Here is a 21,113-nt window from a genome sequence, read left to right as displayed (position 1 = left end):
GCGGCCCAGACACAAGCGGCCCGGAAGCGGGACACCGATCCAAGCGGTGAGCCGCCATTCAATCGCTCCTCTTCTCATTGTGGCTTGATCGTCTTCGGCCCAGCGCCGCTCGGGTGTGCCGACGAAGCCGCGCGTTACCGAAGTTTTCCCGCTCGGCTGAACCGGCTGGCGTGTTCCCGAGACGACGGCGAACCGACCGCCGGGCCGCGCGCCTGAACAGGCGTCTCTCGCCGATCGTCACGGCAGCGCGGCAAACGGCAGACGGCAGACGGCAGACGGCAAAGGCAAAGGCAAAGGCAAAGGCAAAGGCAAAGGCGCTCGCCGCCGGGCGGTTCGGGGCCGCTTCCGATCGCGTTCGTCGCCGCGCGGTCAAGTGTTCGCACGGTGCGGCGGTCGCTCGCGTATCCGCGACCGGCGCGTGCTTTGTCGGCCCGACCGCCGTTCCGTCCGGCGTTCTTCCGGGTCCTAAAAAGAATATTCGCCGATGACTCGCCTCACCTTGCGCAGCGCGTCGCGCAGCGTTTCCGGATCGACGGACCCGAGCGCGACGCGGATCGCATGCGGCACGTGCGCGGACGTCGCGAACGGCTCGGCGGTCGACACCGACACCTGCTCGCGCGTCAGCGCCATCGCGACCTGATCGGCCCGCGCTTCGTCGGCGAGCGGCAGCCACACGAAATACGATGCCGGATGACGAACGCAGTGCAGCCCCGCGAGCGCGTCGGTCGCGATGGCCTGCCGCGCCGCCGCGTCGCGGCGCTTGTCGGCCTCGAGGCGCGCGACGGTTCCGTCGTCGAGCCAGCCGCATGCGATCGCCGTCATCACGCCGGGCGTGTTCCACGTGGTGCCGCGGATCGCGCGCTCGATCGCCGGCACCCACTGCACGGGCGCCGCGACGAAACCGACGCGCAGCCCGGTCGCGACGTTCTTCGACAGCCCGGACACGTAGACGGTCGCCTCCGGCGCGAGCGCCGCGATCGGCGCGGGCGGATCGCCGGCGAGAAACGCGTACGCGGCGTCCTCGATGATCATCAGCCCGTGGTGGCGCGCGATCGCGACGAGCCGCCGCCTGCGATGCGCGCTCATCACCCAGCCGAGCGGATTGTGCAGCGTCGGCATCGTGTACACCGCGCGCACCCGACGCGTTTCGCACAGCCGCGCGAGCGCGTCGAGGTCGGGGCCCTGGCCGGACGCCGGAATCGGCGCGAGCTCGAGGCGCTGCGCGTTCGCGACGACCTTGAAGCCCGGATAGGTCAGCGCGTCGGCGGCGACGACATCGCCGGGCTGCAACAGCGCCATCGCCGTCACGGCGAGCCCGTGCTGAGCCCCGCTCACGATCGTCACCTGCTCGGCGTCGACCGACAGCCCGCGGCACGCGAGATGGCGCGCGACGGAGGCGCGCTCGTGCCACCGCCCGCCGTGCGGCTGGTAGCGCAGCAGCGCATCGAGGTCGCCCGACGATGCGAGCTGCCGCAGCGCGCTTCGCAGCAGCTCGGTCTGCTCGGGCAGCGACGGATAGTTGAAGCCGAGATCGACGACGCCGGAGGCGGCCGCGTGCTGGTCGACGCCGAGCCCGCGCGGCAGCGCGGTTTCCCGCACGAACGTGCCGCGGCCGGCTTCGCCGCTGACGAGCCCCATCGCTTCGAGTTCCGCGTAGACGCGCGTGGCTGTGACGAGCGCGAGCCCTTCTGCGGCCGCGAGCTTGCGATGGGTCGGCAGGCGCGTGCCGGGCGGCAGGCGGCCCGAGCGAATGTCGGAGGCAAGTGCGTCGACGAGGCGTTTGTAACGGGCGCGGGCCATACCGATGTATCCATGACAATTATTTGATTGTAGTGATTCTCGGGCATACGATGCGTCGTCGCAATCGATCACTGACGGAGACGACTTCATGCATATCGCCATTCTCACTTTCGAAGGCTTCAACGAGCTCGATTCGCTGATCGCGCTCGGCATTCTCAACTGTGTGAAGACGCGGGGCTGGCGCGTGTCGATCGCGAGCCCGACCGCGCGCGTGAGGTCGATGAACGGCGTCGAGATCGACGCGCAGGCGTCGCTGCGCGACGCGAGCGACGCCGATGCGGTGCTCGTCGGCAGCGGCGTGCGCACGCGCGAAGTCGTGGCCGACGACGCGCTGCTCGCGCAACTGCGGCTCGATCCGTCGCGGCAGCTACTCGGCGCGCAATGCTCGGGCACGCTCGTGCTCGCGAAGCTCGGGGTGCTCGACGGCGTGCCGGCGTGCACCGATCTCACGACGAAGCCGTGGGCGCAGGAGGCCGGCGTCGACGTGCTGAATCAGCCGTTCTTCGCGCGCGGCAACGTTGCGACGGCTGGCGGTTGCCTCGCGTCGCAGTACCTGGCCGCGTGGGTCATCGCGCGCCTCGACGGGCGGGAAGCCGCGGAGCGTGCGCTGCATTACGTCGCGCCGGTCGGCGAGAAGGAGGCGTATGTGTCGCGGGCGATGGGACATGTCGCGCCGTATTTGACGGAGGCGCCGACGGCTGCATGAGCGAATGGAGGCCGGAGACGGCTGGCGGAAGAGGCGGCCGGCCGCGCGCCCTTTGCGTCTTGACGCGGGCTTGGTTCGGATCGGGCGCAGGCCTAAGATGAAGCTTCGAGCTCGGCGGACAACGGGCGTTGCGCGGGCAGTGGCGTGACGGGGCCGGCGTTGGTCGAGGCGGAGGCGAGGTCGTGGTCGCGGCGGTGGCTGGCCGTGCGGCGCGGCCGGCGAGGCACGCGGCGCGCGACGTAGCGGTGCAGCGTTTCGTGCAGCGAAGCGGTTGATCGACGGCGAAACGATACAATCGCGGCGCTTCGATTCGTCATGCGAGGCGCGATGAACTGTGAGTGCGCGCATCGCGCTTCGAGCATCGAGCAGGGATAATCGGCCTGCCGAAGCCGAAGCCGAAGCCGAAGCCGAAGCCGAAGCCGAAGCCGAAGCCGAAGCCTGACGTCGAACGTCGAACGGGGCCCTCCTCGTCACTTCATGCATAGGCCACGCTTCATCCCGGCGAAGCACTTCGAACACCGATCGATCGCTTTCTGGAGACCCATGTCGAATTTCGGAATCGCACGCGGCGGGCATCGAGGCCCGCAAGCGGCCCTCCACGAAACGGCGGACGGCGCGGCGAGCCGCGACGCCGGCCGTCCGCCGCCCGCGCGGATCTTCGCCTTCAATGGCGACGCGGACGGCCTGTGCGCGCTGCAGCAGCTGCGTCTTGCCGAAGGGCCGGGCGGAACGCTCGTGACGGGCGTCAAGCGGGACGTTCGATTGCTGGACCGCGTGTCGGCCGCCGCCGGCGACGAGATCACGGTTCTCGACGTGTCGCACGACCAGAACCGCGCGGACGTCGAGCGGCTGCTCGCGGCCGGTGCGCGGCTGCGCTACTTCGATCACCACTTCGCGGGCGCGCTGCCCGACCATCCGAATTTCCACGCGTACATCGACACCGCCGCCGACGTCTGCACGAGCGCGATCGTCGACCGATTCCTGAACGGGCGTCACGCGCGCTGGGCAATCGTTGCGGCGTTCGGCGACGCGCTGCCGCAACTCGGCGAAGCGCTTGCGCGCGCGCATCGCGTCGAGCCGGCGGCGCTCGAGCAATACGCGCGGCTCGGCCGGTGCCTGAATTACAACGCATATGGCGAGCGCGTCGACGATCTGCATTTCGATCCCGCGGCATTGGCGGAGACGATGCAGCCGTTCGCGGACCCGCTCGGCTTCATCGACGGAACCGACGTGCTGCGCGTGCTGAGCGACGGTTACGAAGACGATCTGGGCCGAGCGCGCGCGGTGCGCCCGGAGGTGGCGACGTCCCGCGCGATGATGCTCGTGCTGCCGTCCGAGCGCTGGGCGCGCCGCGTGACCGGCGTACTCGCGAACGAGCTCATGCGCGAGCATCCGGCGTGCGCGCTGGCGATTCTGAGTCCGAGGACGGACGGCGGCTACGTCGTCAGCGTGCGCGTGCCCGAGAACGACGCGATCGGGGCGGACGATTTTTGCCGAGGCTTCGCAACGGGCGGCGGGCGAAAGCGCGCGGCGGGCGTCAATCATCTGCCGGCCGACCGGGTCGACCGGTTCGCCGCGCAATTCAGGGCGACGTTCGACGGGCGCGGCAAGAGCGCGTGAGACGCGCGAGCGGCCGGCTGTTGGGGAACGCGAGCGGAAGGGCGATCGGAGCGGGCTGCCGCAGGGCGGCGAACGTGGGTTGCGCGAGCCGGCGCTCGCGCATGCGGCGGCATTGCCGAAGCGCGTTGAGCGGCGGTGCGCGGCGCGCTCGCCGCATCGTTCGGTTCCGCGCGACGCGCGTCACGGTCACGAAACGGTTTCGCCGCCGGGCGCCGACTCGCGAACCGCGCCCGTGACGAACCCGCTGCCCCGCTCGTTCCGGCGCTCCGCGCCCCGGCTCAGCCGCCGCTCGCCGAATTCGCTTCCGTCACGCGCGCGCCGCCCGTCGTCAGCATCGCGCGCAGCCGCGCGGCGTCGAAGAAATCGGAATGACGCCCGGCGGAATCCAGCAGCACCATCACGACATCGCGCCCGTCGATCGTCGTCTGCATCACGAGACAAATGCCGGACTCCTTGATATAGCCCGTCTTCTGCACGCCGATGTTCCAGCCCGCGTCGCGCAGCAGGATGTTCGTGCTGTGGTAGTAGAGCGTGCGCAGGCCCGTGTCGACCTCGTATTTCAGATCGGTCGAATAGTCGCGGATCAGCGGATATCGATAAGCCGCCTCGACCATCTTCGCGAGATCGCGCGCGGTCGACATGTTGTATTTCGACAGCCCGGTCGGATTCTCGAAATGCGTGTCGACCATGCCGAGCGATCGCGCTTTCTGGTTCATCGCTTCGACGAATGCCGGGCGGCCGCCGGGGTAGTAGCGCGACAGCGCCGCCGCCGCGCGATTCTCGGACGCCATCAGCGCGATGTGAAGCATGTCGTCGCGGCTCAGCGCCGAGCCGATCGCGAGGCGCGAGCCGGTGAACTTGTCCTGGTCGCGATCGTCGTCGGTCACTTCGATCCGCTCGTCGAGCGGCGCCTTCGAATCGAGCACGACCATCGCGGTCATCAGCTTCGTCACCGACGCAATCGGCACGACTGATTGCGCATTTCGCTCGAACAGCGTTTCGCCGGTGTGCTGGTCGATCATGTAGGCGATGTTCGAACGGAGTCCGAACGGTTGCGACGTGCCGCGCGGCTCGAACGGGCGAGCGCCGAGCGGCGCGCGCGGCGAGAACGCGATGCGGTGCACGCCGCTCGCCAGCCGGTAGCGGCCGGCCTTTACGTGGTGCGTGGCGAGCGGCGCATGAGCCGATTGCGGATGAAAGCTCGCTTTCCTAATGAACACGGACGTGGCGGGATGCCGCTTCGGCACGGCGGAATTCGCGTGCGCGTCGAACGACGGGACGGCGAGTGCGGACGCGAGGGCGATCGGCAACGCCGCCCACTTCGATCGACGAAGTACGGTTCTGCACATCGCTTTCAACGAGGAAAACGGTGTCGTTTTCATGACGCCCCAATTATTGGATTGCCGCTTTGGAACGATTATAGTAACGGCCTATTACGTTAGCAATTACAGTGGGATAGGGAATTTTCCTCATCAAAATTATTGGAATTGAAACGGTCGTTTTTTCAATCCTGCTGGATGAAGATTCTCGACGCCTCGAACGAGGGCTCGGCGTCGATCGCAACGTATCGCATCCAGGCGACGCGCGTGATCACGCAGGCGATTCGGCGTGCGCGCGCGCCGGTGCGGCGGCGGCGTTCAGGTTCGTGGCAGTCCGAAAAAATCGAAGAAAACCGGCGCACGCGGCAAGCCGGCCGACACCTGCATGGAATCCGGAAGCAATGGAATCGAAAACAAGAAGCGACGGCGTCGACCTGATGCGCGGCATCGCGATCCTGCTCGTGCTGATCCTGCATTTCCATCTGACGTACCGGCTGAACGTCACGCCGATCGATTCGCCGTTTCTGTCGGACGCGATCAAGGCCGCCGCGCGAAACGGCAATTACGGCGTCACGATGTTTTTCGCCGCGTCCGGGTTCCTGATCACGTCGACGTCGATCCGGCGCTTCGGCTCGCTCGGCGCGATCGAGCCGGCGACGTTCTACGCGTATCGCGCGTCGCGGATCTTGCCGAGCCTCGCGCTCGTCCTCGTCGCGATCGTGGCGCTCGGCTGGCTCGGCCTGCGATCGTTCGTCGACAAACCGGACACCGCGAGCACGTTTGTCGCGGTGCTGTCGGTGCTGACGTTCTGGCACAACGTGCTGATGGCGAAGGTCGGCTATTTCAATTACGCGATGAATATTCTGTGGTCGCTGTCGGTCGAGGAGGTGTTCTATCTTGTGTTTCCGATCCTCTGCCTGGTGCTGCGCCGCCGGCGCCGCATCGTCGCGTTCCTGTGCGTGCCGATCGTCGCCGGTCCTCTTTACCGAAGCCTGCATGCGCAGGACGAAATTGTCGCGCTGTACGGCTACGTGTCGTGCTTCGACGCGATCGCGATGGGATGCTGCGCGGCGCTGCTGCCGTTTCGCCCGCTTCCGCGCGGCTGGAGCCGGGCGCTTCGGACGGCCGCCGCCGCCGCGATCGCCGCCGTCTACCTGAGCGGGCCGATCATGCGCAACGTCGTCTGGGGCGTGACTGCCGTCGCATTCTGCTCGGCGGTGCTGCTATACGGCTGCAGGGACGATGCGCGCGACGACGCGCGCGCGCCGCGCGTCGCGTCCCGCGTCATTCGCTGGTTCGGACAGCGGAGCTACGAGCTGTACCTGTTCCACATCGTCGTGCTCGGGATCTTGCGCGAGGTCGTCACGCGCGAGACGATCGGCGCGGGCGCGAAGCCGATGTGGCTGGTGTTTTACGTGAGCGTGTCGGCGCTCGTCGCGCAATGCGTGTTCCGGTTCTATTCCGAGCCGTTGAACGACGCGCTGCGGCGGGGCGCCGCGCGATTTTCGCCGGGATATCCGCAGAAGTGACCCATGCCGCGGCGTTTTTTTTCGGGCGCGATCGACGATTGGCCGCGGCGGATCGCGGATCGACGAACCTCGCCGGCCACGATTCGAAGTCGATATCGCGGCCGGTATCGCGGCCGGTATCGCGCGTTGCGGCGGCCGCAGTGGCTTCCTCGTGAAACGGTACAAGAAACCGGGCGGATGCGATTCTCCAGTTCTGGAATCGATTCCGGCGTCGCTTGCCGCAGGTCGGCGCGCATGTTCCGTACAGCTTGGCTTCGTGCAGCAACGCGCACATCATACGTAACGGCTGCCGCGAGCGCGCACGAAATTTGCGGCGTGCATCCGGTTGATCCAACGCAACGACACGCGCCGCGCCCTGCCTATGCTGAGCCTGTCGTGCCGGACGTCGAGCGGACGGATCGCGATGCCGGCAGCCGGCATGCGCCGCCGCCGGCGTCCGCGCACGGCCCCGATGCGCGTCGTGGTCTAAGCTGAAAAGGCGCGATGGCTGCGCGCGGTTGCGCGGCTGCGCGTCGGGCCGCGCGGCGTGACCGCGCTGCGTCGCGCGCCGACGCCGATGTGACGCGAGGTCGAACATGCCGATCCACAATGCCGATTTTGCGGCGGTTTTTGCTGAGATCGCCGATCTGCTCGAGATACAGGGAGCCAATCCGTTTCGCGTGCGCGCCTATCGGAACGCGGCGCGCACGGTCGGCGGGCTCGGTCGCGACATCGGAACGATGATCTCGGAGGGCCGGAACCTCGACGACATTCCGACGATCGGCCCCGATCTCGCCGCCAAGCTGCGAGAAATTGCGACGTCGGGCACGTGCGGGCTGCAGCAACAACTGCGCCAGGCGTTGCCGCCCGCGATCGTCGAGCTGCTCGGCGTGCCGGGGCTCGGCGCGAAGCGCGTGCGTGCGCTGCACGACGCGCTGCACGTCGAGACGCTCGAGCAACTGAAGGCGGCCGCCGAGAACGGCAAGATTCGCGGGCTGCCGGGTTTCGGCGAGAAGACCGAGGCGCACATCGCGGAGGCGACCGGCGCGCGGCTGCGGCGCAAGTCGCAGCGCTTCCTGCTGTCGTTCGCGACGCAGTATCTGACGCCGCTCCTCACGTATCTGCGCGAGACGCCGGGCGTGAGCGAGGCGCTTGCGGCCGGCAGCTTCCGCCGCAGGCGCGAGACGGTCGGCGATCTCGACATTCTCGTGACCGCGAGCGATCCGGCGAAGGTGTCGGCGCGCTTCGCCGAATACGACGAAGTCGCGCGCGTGCTCGCGAGCGGCGACACGCGCTCGAGCGTCGTGCTTCGCTGCGGAATTCAGGTCGACTTGCGCGTCGTCGCGCCGCCGTCGTTCGGCGCGGCGCTCGTCTACTTCACCGGGTCGAAGGCGCACAACATCGCGATGCGCCGCATCGCGCAGGCGCGCGATCTGAAGATCAACGAATACGGCGTGTTCCATGGCGAGCGGCGCATCGCGGGCGCGACCGAGGAATCGGTCTACGCGTCGATCGGCCTTGCGTGGGTGCCGCCCGAATTGCGCGAGAACCAGGGCGAGATCGAAGCCGCTCGCGAAGGCCGCTTGCCGCATCTCGTCGAGCGCCGGGACCTGCGCGGCGATCTGCATGCGCACACGAGCGCGACCGACGGCCGCGACGGCTTGAAGGACATGGCGCTCGAGGCGAGCCGGCGCGGCCTCGAATATCTGGCGATCACCGATCATTCGCACCGGCTCGGCGTCGCGCACGGGCTCGACGCCGCTCGCCTCGCGAGACAAATCGACGAAATCGATCGGTTGAACGAAACGCTCGACGGCGTCGTGCTGCTCAAGGGCATCGAGGTCGACATCCTCGAGGACGGCGGTCTCGATCTGCCCGACGACGTGCTCGCGCGGCTCGACCTGGTGGTCGGCGCGGTGCACGGCCGTTTCGATCTGTCCCGCGCGGCGCAGACTGAGCGGGTGCTGCGCGCGATGGATCATCCATATTTCACGATCCTCGCGCATCCGTCGGGACGGCTGCTCGGCGAGCGCGACGCATACGACATCGATCTCGCCCGCGTGATCGAGCATGCGCGCGCGCGCGGCTGCCATCTCGAGCTGAACGCGCAGCCGCAGCGGCTGGATCTTGCCGATGTCTGGTGCAGGCAGGCGGCGCAGGCCGGCGTGCTCGTGTCGATCGATTCGGACGCGCATCGCCGCGAGGATCTGATCCATCTCGGAATCGGCGTCGATCAGGCGCGCCGCGGCTGGCTTACGAAGGCACAGGTGCTGAACACGCGCACGCTCGCACAGTTGCGCCCGCTGCTCGCGCGGACGATGGGCGGGCGCGCCGCGTCGGCGGCGCGTGGCTCGGAGAAGCGTTCGACGGGCGAGCGCGAGCGAAGTGCCGGCGAAGGCGACGCGCACCGCACGAAGAAGGGCGGGCGCGCGCCGGCTTGAGCGCGGTGCGGCGTCACGGACGGCCGCGAACGGTTCCCGCCCGCTCTCGTTTGACCTCGTTCGCTTTTGTTCGCTTTCGTTTCGTCGCCGTTTTCGGGCAGGACGCAGCGCGTGCCGCGGGCGCGCGCGAATCCGCGGATTCGTCAGCCGTGCCGATGCCGAGTTGCACCGCGCCGCGCCGCGTTGCGTTGCGTTGCGTTGCGTTGCGTCCGCCGAGCGCCGGCCGGCTCTGCCAGCGCGGCAGCGCCGCGCCGCCGCATTTCGTTCGACGTGCAGAAAGCGCTTACGGCCGTCGTCGACGCATGTTAGACTCCGCCCCTATGTCATATTGGCGCAAGCTCCTCGTTATCGTGCTGTTGGCCCTGAGCCTCCCGGTTCAGTCGCTGGCGGCCGTCTCGATGAATTGCGAACCCGCGCGCGGCGACGGCGGCGCGCCTGCCCACCATCTGCCGCAAGCCGCGGCGGAAAACGGTCACGGTGCGAACGACGCGGCCGTGGCCGCCGACGATCATCGGCACTCCGATCCGCGCGGCGCGCATCACGCGCACCCATGCGCGACCTGCGTATCTTGCTGTGTGGGCGCGGGCTTGCCGGCCGGCTCCGTCGCGTCGGCGTCGTTCGACGCGACGCGCATCGCGCTTTTCCTTCCTCACGACGCCGGCGCGGTGTCGTTCCTGACGGGCGGCATCGAACGGCCGCCTCGAATCTCTCTCGTCTGATCCCTCGGGTCGCGGCGCGCTTGCCGCGATACGCAAACTCGTCCTGACGGCGCGCACGCGCGCCGCCGGGATGCCTGACGACGAGACAATTTCATGCGAAAGATTTCCGCAGCGCTGCTCGGCGCGTCGGCGGCATGGCCGGCGCTCGTGCACGCGACGACGACGTTCGCCGACCCGGCGGACGCCGCGGCGTCGGTGCCCGCGATCGTGGCGCCGTCCGCACTCGACGGCTACCGCCGCTACCGCGACGAAGACGGGCCGACCTGGCAGCAATTGAACCGCGCGGTGGCCGAACCGCCGCGCCGCGCGGCCGCGAAACCCATCCGAGCGGGTGACGACGCAGCAGCCGGACAGGCAGGACATGCAGGACATGCAGGACACGGCGGTAGCGACGGCCATGGCGGCCATCGTGCGATGCACGAAGAGGCGGCCCAATGACGACGCGCCTCACTTCTCTGCGGATCGGCGCCGCGGCCGCGGTGCTGGCGTTCACCGCGGGCTGCACGACCTTTTCGAAGGACGGCGGCTTCGACGCCGTCTCGGCCGCGGCTTCCGATCGGCTCGGAAAAGACGCGGCGCTGGTGAAGACCGACGCCGACCGCGACGCGGCCGCGCGCCGCACGCAGGCGCTGCTGTCGAAGCCGCTCGGCATCGACGACGCGGTACAGATCGCGCTCCTGAACAATCGCGGGCTGCAGGCTTCGTACGCGGAGCTCGGCCTGTCCGAGGCCGATCTCGTGCAGGCGGGCCGGCTGCCGAATCCGGGCTTCACGTTCAGCCGCACGCACTCGAGCAACGACTTGAGCATCGGCCGAACCTTTTCGATGGGCGTCCTGAGCATTCTGACGCTGCCGCTCGCGACGAGGATCGAGGGGCGGCGCTTCGAGCAGACGAAGCTCGAGACCGCCGACGCGATGCTCAATGTCGCGGCTAATGCGCGCCGCGCGTACGTCGAAGCGGTCGCGGCCGCGCAGGCGGCGGCCTACGCGGAGCAGGTCGCGGATTCGGCGGATGCCGGCGCGGAGCTTGCGCGCCGGATGCGTCAGGCGGGCAACTTCAGCCGGCTCGACGATGCGCGCGAGCAGGCGTTCTATGCGGACTCGGTCGCGCAACTCGCGAGCGCGCGGCTGCGCGCGGTCGCGGCGCGCGAGAAGCTCACGCGCGCGATGGGCCTGTGGGGCGCGTCGACCGCGTACGAGTTGCCCGATCGCTTGCCCGATCTGCCCGCCGAGCGGCCGCAACTCGACGGCGTCGAGCGCTTCGCGATCGCGCACCGCCTCGACATCCAGGCAGCGAAGCTGAGGACGCAGGGCGTCGCGACGTCGCTCGGCCTCACGCAGGCGACGCGCTTCGTCAACGCGCTCGAAGTCGGCTACCTCGACAACTACGAGACCGACAAGGGCCACGAGCACGGTTACGAGATCAGCGTCGAGATTCCGTTGTTCGACTGGGGCGGCGCGAAGGTCGCGCGGGCGAAGGCGACTTACCTGCAATCGGCGAACCGGCTCGCGCAGACCGCGATCGATGCGCGCTCCGAAGTGCGCGAATCGTATGCGGCCTACGTGACGCGCTACGACGTCGCGAAGCACTACCGCGACGAGATCGTGCCGCTGCGCAAGACGATCTCCGACGAAATGCTGCTCCGCTACAACGGGATGCTCGTCAGCGTGTTCGAGCTGCTTGCCGACTCGCGCGACCAGGTCGGCGCGGTGAACGGCTACATCGAAGCGCTGAAGGACTACTGGCTCGCGCAAACCGATCTTCAGCAGGCGATGGGCGGGCGCTTGCCGCGCGGCGCGCAGGCGGCGGGCGAGTCGCAACCGGCCGCACCCGCCGCGGCGTCGGCCGGGCGCGCTTCGTCGGCTTCGTCGTCGGCATCCGCTTCGGCGATCGCGGCGCCGGCATCGCCGGCTTCAGCGCCCGTCGCGCCGGCATCGTCCGCCGCGCCGGCCGCGCCCGCGCCCGCATCACACGCACAGGGGCAAGCTCCCGCGCTCGCGGCGCCGCCCGCGTCATCCACGAATTCGGAAGGTCAATGAAGATGGTGTCACGTCGAACTTTTCTCGGCGGCTCCGGAGCCGCGCTGCTGGGCGCGGCGCTCGTCAGCAAGGCCGGCGCCGCGTCGCTGCCGGAGGCGCCTACGATGGCGAAGGCCGCGACCCAGCCGCCGCTCGCGCCGCCGAACGGCCGCCCGTACACGCCCGTCGTCACGCTGAACGGCTGGACGCTGCCATGGCGGATGAAGAACGGTTGGAAGGAATTTCATCTGATCGCGGAGCCCGTCGTGCGCGAACTGGCGCCCGGGATGAACGCGAATCTGTGGGGCTACAACGGACAGACGCCGGGGCCGACGATCGAGGCCGTCGAAGGCGACAAGGTCCGCGTGTTCGTCACGAACAAGCTGCCCGAGCACACGACGGTCCACTGGCACGGGATGCTGCTGCCGTGCGGGATGGACGGCGTCGGCGGCCTCACGCAGCCGCACATTCCGCCCGGCAAGACATTCGTCTACGAGTTCCGGCTCGAGAAACCCGGCACGTTCATGTACCACCCGCATTCGGACGAGATGGTGCAGATGGCGATGGGAATGATGGGCACGTTCATCGTGCATCCGAAGGATCGCGGCGCGATGCCCGTCGATCGCGATTTCGTGTTCCTGATGTCCGCGTACGACATCGATCCCGGCAGCTTCACGCCGCGCGTGAACGAGATGACGGACTTCAACATGTGGACGTGGAACGCGCGCGTGTTCCCGGGCATCGATCCGCTGCCGGTGCGCGCGGGCGACCGCGTGCGGATTCGTTTCGGCAACCTGACGATGACCAATCATCCGATTCATCTGCACGGCTACGCATTCGAAGTCGCGGGCACCGACGGCGGCTGGATTCCGCCCGCCGCGCGCTGGCCGGAGGTCACGGTCGACGTCGCGGTGGGCCAGATGCGCGCGATCGAATTCGTCGCGGATCGTCCGGGCGACTGGGCGTTTCATTGCCACAAGTCGCATCACACGATGAATGCGATGGGGCATCAGGTGCCGAACCTGATCGGCGTGCCGCAAAAAGATCTCGCGAAGCGGATCAACAAACTCGTGCCCGATTACATGGCGATGGGCAGCACGGGCGGCGCGATGGGCGGGATGGAAATGCCGTTGCCCGACAACACGCTGCCGATGATGACGGGCACCGGGCCGTTCGGCCCGCTCGAGATGGGCGGGATGTTCACGGTCGTGAAGGTTCGGCAGGGTCTCGGCCGCAACGACTACCGCGATCCGGGCTGGTTCAGGCATCCGAAAGGAACCGTCGCGTACGAATACACCGGCGAATTGCCGGACAACTGAGTTTTACCGGGCCGGGCGGCGGCGTCCGGTTCGTTTTCCACCCCCAACGAAGGAGATGACACCATGAAGAACGTATTGGCGACGATCGCGATCGGATGTGCGCTTGCCGTTCCGGCCGCCGCGCAGGCGGCGGGCGAGATGAGCGGGATGGACATGCAGGGCGGCGCGCAGCGGGCGGGCGCCGCGAACGCCGGCATGTCGCACGGCGAAATCAAGAAGATCGATGCTGCCGCGGGCAGGCTGACGATCAAGCACGGCCCGCTCGAGAACCTCGGCATGGACGCGATGACGATGGTCTTCAAGGTCAAGGACCCGGCGATGCTGTCGCAGGTGAAGACCGGCGACAAGATCGATTTTGTCGCCGAAGAGGTGAACGGCGCGCTCACCGTCGTGAAGCTGCAAAAGCAATGACGGCACAAGTATGACGCCGCTTCGCCACGATTATTCAGGATTGGAAATCATGAAGAGATTCACTTACCCGCCGCGGCTTCGATTCGCCGCGATCGCGGCCGCTGTCATCTCCGCCGCCGCGGCGCCCGCCGTCGCGCTCGCGCACGGCAAGCTCGAGAGCGCCGTGCCGGCGGCGGGCAGCACCGTCGACGCGGCGCCCGACGCGCTGCGGCTCACGTTCAACGAAAGCCTCGAATCGACGTTCAGCACGGTGAAGGTTGCCGATGCGAACGGCGCGCCCGTCGCGGCGGAGAAGGCGCGCGTCGACGCGGCGAACCCGCGCGTGCTGACGCTCGCGGTGCCGAAGCTCGCGCCGGGCGCGTACACCGTCCAGTGGACGGTGATGACGGCCGATGCGCACAAAACCAAGGGCTCCTACGTGTTCAAGGTGAAGTGATGAACGACGGTTTCCTCGGCATGTTGCGGCTGGTCGGCGTCGCGTTGCAGAGCGCAGCCTTCGCGGTCGTCGTCGGCGCGCTGCTCGGCGATCAGTGGCTCGCGCGCGGCGCGTCGCCCTGGCAGGCGCAAGTGAGTCGCCGGTTGATTTGCGCGCTGCGGATCGCGGCGGTGGGCATGCTGCTGTCGAGCGTGCTTGCGTTCTGGGTGCATTGCGCGCTGATGAGCGAATCGGCGCTGTGGGACGCGTGGCCCGCCGTCCGCTCGATGCTCGTGGGAACCGGCTACGGCCACGCATGGCTCGTCAGCGCGGTGCTGATGCTCGCGGTCGTCGGGCTGTCGCTGTCGAAGTCCGGCGGCGACGCCCGTTTCCCGTTCGCGCTGTGGTTCGTGCTCGCGGGCGTCGCGCTCGCGCGCAGCAACGGCGGACATCCGGTCGACGCCGGGCTGTTCAGCGTGCCGGTGTGGGTCGACTGGCTGCATCTGCTCGCGATCAGCGCGTGGGTCGGGCTCGTGGCGATCGCGACGTACGTCGTCGTGCCGCAACTCGCCGATGCGCCCGGCGCGGATCGGCGCAACGGCGCGGCGTTCGTGCAGTCGCTGTCCGATGCGGCGACGTTCGCACTCGTCGTGCTGTTCGGCACGGGCGCGTACAACGGCTGGCGGGGCGTCGGCGCGGCCGCGAATCTGTTCGGCTCGACGTACGGGCAGGTGCTCTTGCTGAAGCTCGTGCTCGTGGCGATCGCCGCGGCGCTCGGCGGACACAATCGCTTCTTCGAGATGCCTTCTCTGCTGACGACGCTCGACGGCTCCTCGCCGAAATCGAACGCATTCGTCCGACCATTGCGGCGCTTCGGCATCGTGCTGCAGATCGAATCGCTGGTGCTGATGGGCGTGCTCGCGACAGCCGCCGTGCTCGCGTCGAGCCCGTTGCCGGGCACGATCTGAACGCCCTGAAAATGTAGACGAAAAGCCGCGGATGCGGCACGCGTGTCGATGTCGATCGCGTATCGACGTCGAATCTGATGCGCAGCACTTCAGTACATGCCCACGCGTGCCGTATACCGGGCTAACGGTGTCGGATAGCTATGCGCAGAATGCGTTCGAACCATACAAATGCATGACGGAAGCACGATCAATTTTCACACGATTGGCATCCGTCGTCGAACGCGCCTCTGTCTTGCAGTTGTCCGAATCGTTGCCCCCACAGTTACCCGCGTCTGCTACTCGCGCCTGAAAAATGAAACTCTTTTACGACATGAAGATCGGCGCCCGGCTGATCGTGCTGATTCTCGCCGCGCTCGTCGCCTTGTGCGCCATCACCGGCTTCGGCATCTACGAGAGCCGCCGCGTCTACACGGCCGCCAGCTATTCGACGGTCAATACGGTGCCGAGCTTCGTCGTGCTCGACGACGCGCAGCGCGCATTCGATTCGATGCTGCTGCTCGTGAATCAGCACGTGCTCTCGACGAATGCCGATCAGGCGAAGGATTTCGAACAGAAGATCGCGCAGGAACGGCGCAACGTCGACGATCAGTTCACGAAGTACGAACCGCTGCTGTCCAATGACAAGGACAAGGAGATGCTCGCGACCGACCGCGCGCTGATGAGTCAGCTCGACGCGGTGCGCGACAACGTGCTCGCGTTGTCGCGCGACGGCAAGAAGCAGGAGGCGGGCGACCTGATGGGCACGCGGATGATCGAGATCGCCAAGCAGATGGACTCGGCGCTCGCCGCGCATCGCGCGTTCAACGCCGATCTCGGGCAGGCCGGCTCGAACGAAGCGAAGGACATCATCGATCGCGCGGTGACGCTCGAGGTGTCCGCGGCGGCGGCCGTGCTCGCGGTCGTGCTGTGGCTCGGCGTGCTGATCTCGCGCTCGATCACGAAGCCGATGGGCGATGCGGTGAAGTTCGCGCGCACCGTCGCCGACGGCGATCTCACGACGCGCATCGACACGACGTCGAAGGACGAGACGGGCCAGTTGCTGAAAGCGCTCGCCGACATGAACGGCAGCCTGAAGGGCATCGTCGAGCGCGTGCGCATGGGCAGCGATGCGGTCGCCACCGCCTCCGGGCAGATCGCGGCCGGCAACCTCGATCTGTCGTCGCGCACCGAAGAGCAGGCGGCTTCGCTGCAGGAGACCGCATCGAGCATGGAAGAGCTCACGTCGACCGTCCGGCAGAATGCGGACAACGCGCAGCAGGCGAGCGGGCTCGCGTCCAATGCGTCGGACGTCGCGCTGCGCGGCAGTTCGGTCGTCGGCCAGGTCGTCGACACGATGACCGACATCAGCGAGCGCTCGTCGAAGATTGCCGAAATCATCGGCATCATCGAAGGGATCGCGTTCCAGACCAACATCCTCGCGCTGAACGCGGCCGTCGAGGCGGCGCGCGCGGGCGAGCAAGGGCGCGGCTTCGCGGTGGTCGCGGGCGAAGTGCGCAGCCTCGCGCAGCGCTCGTCGAGCGCGGCGAAGGAAATCAAGGATCTGATCAGCGCGTCGGTGCAGAAGATTCGCGACGGCTCCGCGCTCGCGGGCGAAGCGGGCAAGACGATGGCCGAAGTCACGCAGGCGGTCGCGCGCGTGACCGACATCATGGGCGAGATCGCGGCGGCGTCGGCCGAGCAGAGCCGCGGCATCGAGCAGGTGAATCTCGCGATCACGCAGATGGACCAGGTCACGCAGCAGAACGCGGCGCTCGTCGAGGAGGCGGCGGCCGCGTCGCATTCGCTCGAAGAGCAGGGGCGCGAGCTGAAGCAGACTGTCGCGTTTTTCCGGCTCGACGGCGCGTCGGCGGATTCGGCTTCGCATCGACGGAGCGCGTCGGCGTCCGCGACGTCGACGTCGACGGTGACCGCGCCGCGCGCGGCGCATGCGGTGCGCGTGGTCGACGCCGTGAAGCCGGCCCCGTCGGCGGCCCCGGCCGCGCCCGTCGTTCCGGCTGCGCGCGCAGCGGCTGCGGCGGACGCGACCGCGGACTGGGAAACGTTCTGATCGAACGATGACGGCGTGCGCGGTTGATTGCGCGACGGCATCGGCCGAAGCAGTCGCGCGGCGGCTGGAATGCAGGCTGCCGCGCCGTGCATCGCATGTTCGTTGCGCATGCAAGCAATCTCGCAAGCGGCGCGTGCGTCCATGTTCTACATCGATTCGACGGCATGCGCGGTGTTCGAATCGTCCGTCCGGCGCCGACCATGTGCGGCGGGCGGCGACCGGTCGCGCCGTCACGCCGTATCTAGCGGCGGCCCAGGGCGTCTGGCGCGCTCGCGTGCGCCCGCTCGCCGGCGCGACGCGCCATCACAGCAGATCGCGCAGCCGATGCCACGCCATCGCAAGCACGAGCGCCGGCGTCCTGAGCGCCGCGCCGCCGGGAAAGTCGCGATGGCGGATCTTGCCGAACACGTCGAAGCGCGCGGCCTGTCCGTCGATCGCCTCGGCGATCAGCTTGCCCGCGAGCCCCGTCGTGTTGACGCCGTGTCCCGAGAAGCCCTGAGCGAAATAGACGGTCGGCGACAAGCGGCCGAAGTGCGGCGCGCGATTCATCGTGATGTCGACGAAGCCGCCCCACGCGTAGTCCACCTTCACGTCCGCAAGCTGCGGGAACGTCTTCAGCATGTCGCGGCGCATCGCTTCGGCGAGATCGCGCGGCTCGAGCGTCGAGTAGCTGACCTTGCCGCCCCATAGCAGCCGCGTGTCGGGCGCGGGGCGGAAATAGTCGAGCGCGAAGCGGCTGTCGCAGATCGCCGCCTGCGCGGGCATCAGCGCGTGCGCGCGTGCCTCGCCGAGCGGTTCGGTCGCGATCACGTAGGTGCCGACCGGCATGATCTTGCGCGACAGTGCGGGTGCGAGCGCGCCGAGAAACGCATTGCACGCGAGCACGACGAACTTCGCGCGGACTTCTCCGCGCGCCGTCGATACGACGTGCGCCCCGGCTTCGCTCGCGATGCGCGTGACGGCGCTGTCCTCGTAGATGCGTGCGCCTTGCCCGACAGCCGCGCGCGCGAGCCCGAGCGTGTAGTTGAGCGGATGCAGATGGCCGCTGTCCGGATCGAAGAGGCCGCCGAGATAGCGGTCCGATTGAACGTATTGCGCGAGCGCGTCGCGCTCGACGTAACGCAGGCGATCGTAGCCGAAGCGGCGCGCGGCTTCGTCGCGCCAGCCGCGCAGCGCGCGAACGTCGCGCGGCTTGTTCGCGGCGCTCAGATGGCCGGGCACGAGCGCGCAGTCGATCGCATGCTTTGCGATCCGCTCCTTGACGATCGAAAGCGTTTCGAGCCCCATGTCCCACATCAGCCGGATTTCGCCGGCGTTCAGGTACGGCCCGAACGCGTCGATTCCGCATGCGAAGCCGCCGATCATCTGGCCGCCGTTGCGCCCGCTCGCCGCCCATCCGACTTTCGACGCCTCGACGACCGCGACCGAATGGCCGCGCTCGGCGAGATTGAGCGCCGCCGACACGCCGGTGAGGCCCGCGCCGATCACGCAGACGTCGGCGTCGATCGGGCCTTCCAGCGACGGATGGCGAGTGGTGTCGTTGAGGGTTGCCGCATAGTACGACGCGGCGTGCGGTTGGTTGACGAATGTGAGCATGACGTGCTGGACGATACGTGAGTGTCGGCCGGTACCTCGTCGCGATGACGGTACACAGGAAAGCTCGTATCAAAATGCGTCGCGAGCTGGCGATCGATGGGCAAATGAGTGGATGCGGCAACGCGAAAGCGCCGTGTTGGACCCGCGACGGGCGCGCGAGTTGCACGCCGAGACGCGGATATGCCGGCGGCGCGGGGGCAGGCCGATCGTCCGGATGCCGGCACGTGGCGCAGGAAGGGGGGGCCGCGTCGTGCTTCGTGCGGCGGCGATATGTTTCTCTTCGTATTCCGGATTGACGCCGTGTGCCGAGGGATTCCACCCTGCGCTCCGCCCATCGGCTCGAGGTGGCCGCCGCCCCGTCACGGAGCCGATCTTCCATGGAGGCGGGGCGTGCGTCGTTCTAGCGGTTCAACGAATCGAACAGGCCATCGCGCGTGGGCGAGAAGATTTCCAGATCGCTTTGATAGCGGGAATGGCCGTCGACGGCCAGCTCGACCAGCACGCGGCCGAACAGCGGGGCGTATTTGAATGCCCGGCCCGATTCCATGATGCACATGGCGGCGCGGGCATGGTACGACTCGCCGCGCGGCTGCGTCGGAATTCGGCCGATGACGAGCTTGCCGTCCGGGCTCATCGAGTAGAGGCACGTGCCCGCGTGCTGGTAACGATCCGCATCGATGACGTCCAGGTCGATGAGCTGCCCGAGATGCTCGGTGAGCTCGCGCATCAGTCGATCGCTCACGGTGGCCCGGATGGCCGAAGGTTCGTCGAAGACGTCGTAGGTGTAGTCCGCGCTCATCTTCACCATGTTGTGCATGGCCGGCGAGAAATCCAATTGAGGAAATCCGTAGAACGTTCCCCGGTCGCTCGCATCGACGTTGCCGAACTCGAACCAGATGGGCATCTTGGGATGGCTTGCCTTGAGGTCCCAGTACGCATAGTTCATCTGCCAGATTTTCCAGCGTCCGCTCTGTTTGAGCCCGAGGCCGCGCAGCACCGAATCCGCCCATACGCCGGGGCACGCGATGAGGTGGCGTCCATGTACCGTCATCGACGCACCGTCGCTCTGCGTGTGAAGCGCGTACGCGCAGTCGGCCGCCTGTTGGTGATGTTCGACGTTCACGACGGTTTGTCCGTCGAGCACGTGGAGACGACCGGTGCGCTTCGCGCCAAGCAGGAAGGTTCTCGCCGCCGCCTGCACGTTGATCGAGGCGCTGGCGGCCTGGACGAGCCCCACGTAATCGCGGGGCAGGGGGGCGAGATTGAAGATCGGAAAGCGCCGATGGATTGCCTCGGGCGAATCCAGATATTCATACGGCATTCCCATGCCGTCCATCGTTTTCCGGACCTGGGCGACGTTGCCTTCGGTGGTCATCGGGGCATCCCGGTGCCCGAAGAACAGGAGGTCGTCCATCGCGAGCAGGCGCGTACCCGTTGCGAGCTGGATTTCCATCCATAGCGCGAGCGACGCCTCGGCAAGCCGCGCCTCGGATTCGTTGTCCTGCATCAGCCGGAACATGCGCTCGACGCCCTTGGAGCTGTTGACGTCGTTCCGTACGCCAAATTGATCGACGATCAGCGTGCTCAAGCCTCTGGCCGTCGCGTAATAGGCGCTCGCGAGCCCGAGAATGCCGCCGCCGACGATCAACACGTCGTAGGTCGAACCGGGTTTGATGGATTGCATGGTAGCTTCCTGAGAGGTTATCGAGTGCGTGTGGTGTTCTTGCGGGAACCGTTCGGGCAGCGCGCCGCGCGTGACGGCGCTCCGGCCTCAAGCGTGCAGGGACGGTCGCGTCCTGTTCGAGCCCGGCCGGTAGCCGGGTTGATGCGCAATGGGCGGGAAACGGCCGTGAAGCTCGCGAGACGGTTCGTCGGCCCCCAACCGCCGGCGCCTACGAAGGGAGCGTCGGCGCGCAACAGGGGCATCGCATGCGTCAAGGTGCCGTCGCCGAGCAATCGGCGGCGCATCGGCCGCCGGACGCGGACGCGGACGCCGCGGCCGGCGATGTCCATGGCGACAGCGGCTTGCGCGGCGGCCCCCAAGCGTGTGGAGCGAACGCCGGCATGGCTGCGGCGAGCGCACGGCGCAGCGGCGTTCGACGTTGCGGCGAAACGTCGGTCGACATGCTGTTTCGCGATGAAAGCGGGCCGTCGGGACGAGCGGCCCGGACGGATAAGACGTGCGGCTGGGAGCGGGCCGGCCTGCTCGACGGACGCGGCGCCCGG

Annotated in this window: 16 protein-coding genes; 12 read left to right on the top strand and 4 right to left on the bottom strand. The window is 67.9% G+C overall.

Features of this window, described 5'->3' with window-relative positions; genetic code table 11:
• Positions 1-465 precede the first annotated feature (465 nt).
• The gene (locus WS78_RS27825; protein ID WP_059579203.1) at positions 466-1,800 is read right to left on the bottom strand and encodes an aminotransferase-like domain-containing protein; all 1,335 of its coding nucleotides are present in this window, start codon (positions 1,798-1,800) and stop codon (positions 466-468) included.
• An 88-nt stretch (positions 1,801-1,888) separates the two neighbouring features.
• On the opposite strand from WS78_RS27825, the gene WS78_RS27820 reads away from it, so the two are divergent.
• Positions 1,889-2,506 carry a DJ-1/PfpI family protein gene (locus WS78_RS27820; RefSeq protein WP_059579206.1) on the top strand — a complete coding sequence of 206 codons (618 nt, stop codon included), beginning with the start codon at positions 1,889-1,891 and terminating at the stop codon, positions 2,504-2,506.
• 543 nt (positions 2,507-3,049) lie between these two features.
• On the top strand, positions 3,050-4,126 hold the full coding sequence (locus WS78_RS27810; RefSeq protein WP_082717327.1) for an acetyltransferase: 1,077 nt from the start codon (positions 3,050-3,052) through the stop codon (positions 4,124-4,126).
• A gap of 278 nt (positions 4,127-4,404) precedes the next feature.
• Here WS78_RS27810 and WS78_RS27800 read toward each other — a convergent pair whose 3' ends face one another.
• The gene (locus tag WS78_RS27800; protein WP_161788664.1) at positions 4,405-5,508 is read right to left on the bottom strand and encodes a serine hydrolase; all 1,104 of its coding nucleotides are present in this window, start codon (positions 5,506-5,508) and stop codon (positions 4,405-4,407) included.
• A 338-nt stretch (positions 5,509-5,846) separates the two neighbouring features.
• Between WS78_RS27800 and WS78_RS27790 the strand changes: the two genes are divergently transcribed.
• From WS78_RS27790 to WS78_RS27745, 10 genes are all read left to right on the top strand, one after another.
• The gene (locus WS78_RS27790; RefSeq protein ID WP_059579213.1) at positions 5,847-6,974 is read left to right on the top strand and encodes an acyltransferase family protein; all 1,128 of its coding nucleotides are present in this window, start codon (positions 5,847-5,849) and stop codon (positions 6,972-6,974) included.
• Positions 6,975-7,549: 575 nt separating this feature from the next.
• The gene (gene polX, locus WS78_RS27785; RefSeq protein ID WP_059579217.1) at positions 7,550-9,394 is read left to right on the top strand and encodes a DNA polymerase/3'-5' exonuclease PolX; all 1,845 of its coding nucleotides are present in this window, start codon (positions 7,550-7,552) and stop codon (positions 9,392-9,394) included.
• A gap of 320 nt (positions 9,395-9,714) precedes the next feature.
• Entirely contained in the window at positions 9,715-10,113 is a 399-nt protein-coding gene (locus WS78_RS27780; RefSeq protein ID WP_038748210.1) for a hypothetical protein, read from the top strand.
• Between the two features lie 93 nt (positions 10,114-10,206).
• Positions 10,207-10,551: a hypothetical protein gene (locus WS78_RS27775; protein ID WP_038748212.1), complete on the top strand. Its 345-nt coding sequence runs from the start codon at positions 10,207-10,209 to the stop codon at positions 10,549-10,551.
• Positions 10,548-12,152 (top strand): TolC family protein, encoded by a 1,605-nt coding sequence (locus WS78_RS27770; protein WP_059579221.1) that lies wholly within the window; start codon positions 10,548-10,550, stop codon positions 12,150-12,152. Before WS78_RS27775 ends, WS78_RS27770 begins: the two co-directional genes overlap by 4 nt.
• Positions 12,149-13,450 (top strand): copper oxidase, encoded by a 1,302-nt coding sequence (locus WS78_RS27765; protein ID WP_038748216.1) that lies wholly within the window; start codon positions 12,149-12,151, stop codon positions 13,448-13,450. The genes WS78_RS27770 and WS78_RS27765 overlap by 4 nt, the downstream gene beginning before the upstream one ends.
• Before the next feature lie 63 nt (positions 13,451-13,513).
• Positions 13,514-13,861 carry a copper-binding protein gene (locus WS78_RS27760; RefSeq protein ID WP_038748218.1) on the top strand — a complete coding sequence of 116 codons (348 nt, stop codon included), beginning with the start codon at positions 13,514-13,516 and terminating at the stop codon, positions 13,859-13,861.
• 49 nt (positions 13,862-13,910) lie between these two features.
• On the top strand, positions 13,911-14,297 hold the full coding sequence (gene copC, locus WS78_RS27755; protein ID WP_038748254.1) for a copper homeostasis periplasmic binding protein CopC: 387 nt from the start codon (positions 13,911-13,913) through the stop codon (positions 14,295-14,297).
• Positions 14,297-15,244, top strand: coding sequence for a copper resistance D family protein (locus tag WS78_RS27750; RefSeq protein ID WP_059579232.1), 948 nt, complete (start codon positions 14,297-14,299; stop codon positions 15,242-15,244). The genes copC and WS78_RS27750 overlap by 1 nt, the downstream gene beginning before the upstream one ends.
• Positions 15,245-15,536: 292 nt before the next feature.
• Positions 15,537-17,291 (top strand): methyl-accepting chemotaxis protein, encoded by a 1,755-nt coding sequence (locus tag WS78_RS27745; protein ID WP_059579237.1) that lies wholly within the window; start codon positions 15,537-15,539, stop codon positions 17,289-17,291.
• A gap of 303 nt (positions 17,292-17,594) precedes the next feature.
• Here WS78_RS27745 and WS78_RS27740 read toward each other — a convergent pair whose 3' ends face one another.
• A complete protein-coding gene (locus WS78_RS27740) occupies positions 17,595-18,887 on the bottom strand; it encodes an NAD(P)/FAD-dependent oxidoreductase (protein ID WP_059579241.1) in 1,293 nt (430 codons plus the stop codon).
• A 400-nt stretch (positions 18,888-19,287) separates the two neighbouring features.
• Positions 19,288-20,571: an FAD-dependent oxidoreductase gene (locus WS78_RS27735; RefSeq protein ID WP_082717328.1), complete on the bottom strand. Its 1,284-nt coding sequence runs from the start codon at positions 20,569-20,571 to the stop codon at positions 19,288-19,290.
• Between the last annotated feature and the right edge of the window lie 542 nt (positions 20,572-21,113).

Source organism: Burkholderia savannae, assembly GCF_001524445.2.
GTDB lineage: Bacteria > Pseudomonadota > Gammaproteobacteria > Burkholderiales > Burkholderiaceae > Burkholderia > Burkholderia savannae.
Note: the sequence above shows the minus strand (reverse complement) of the source record. Positions and strands in the feature narration are given on the sequence as shown.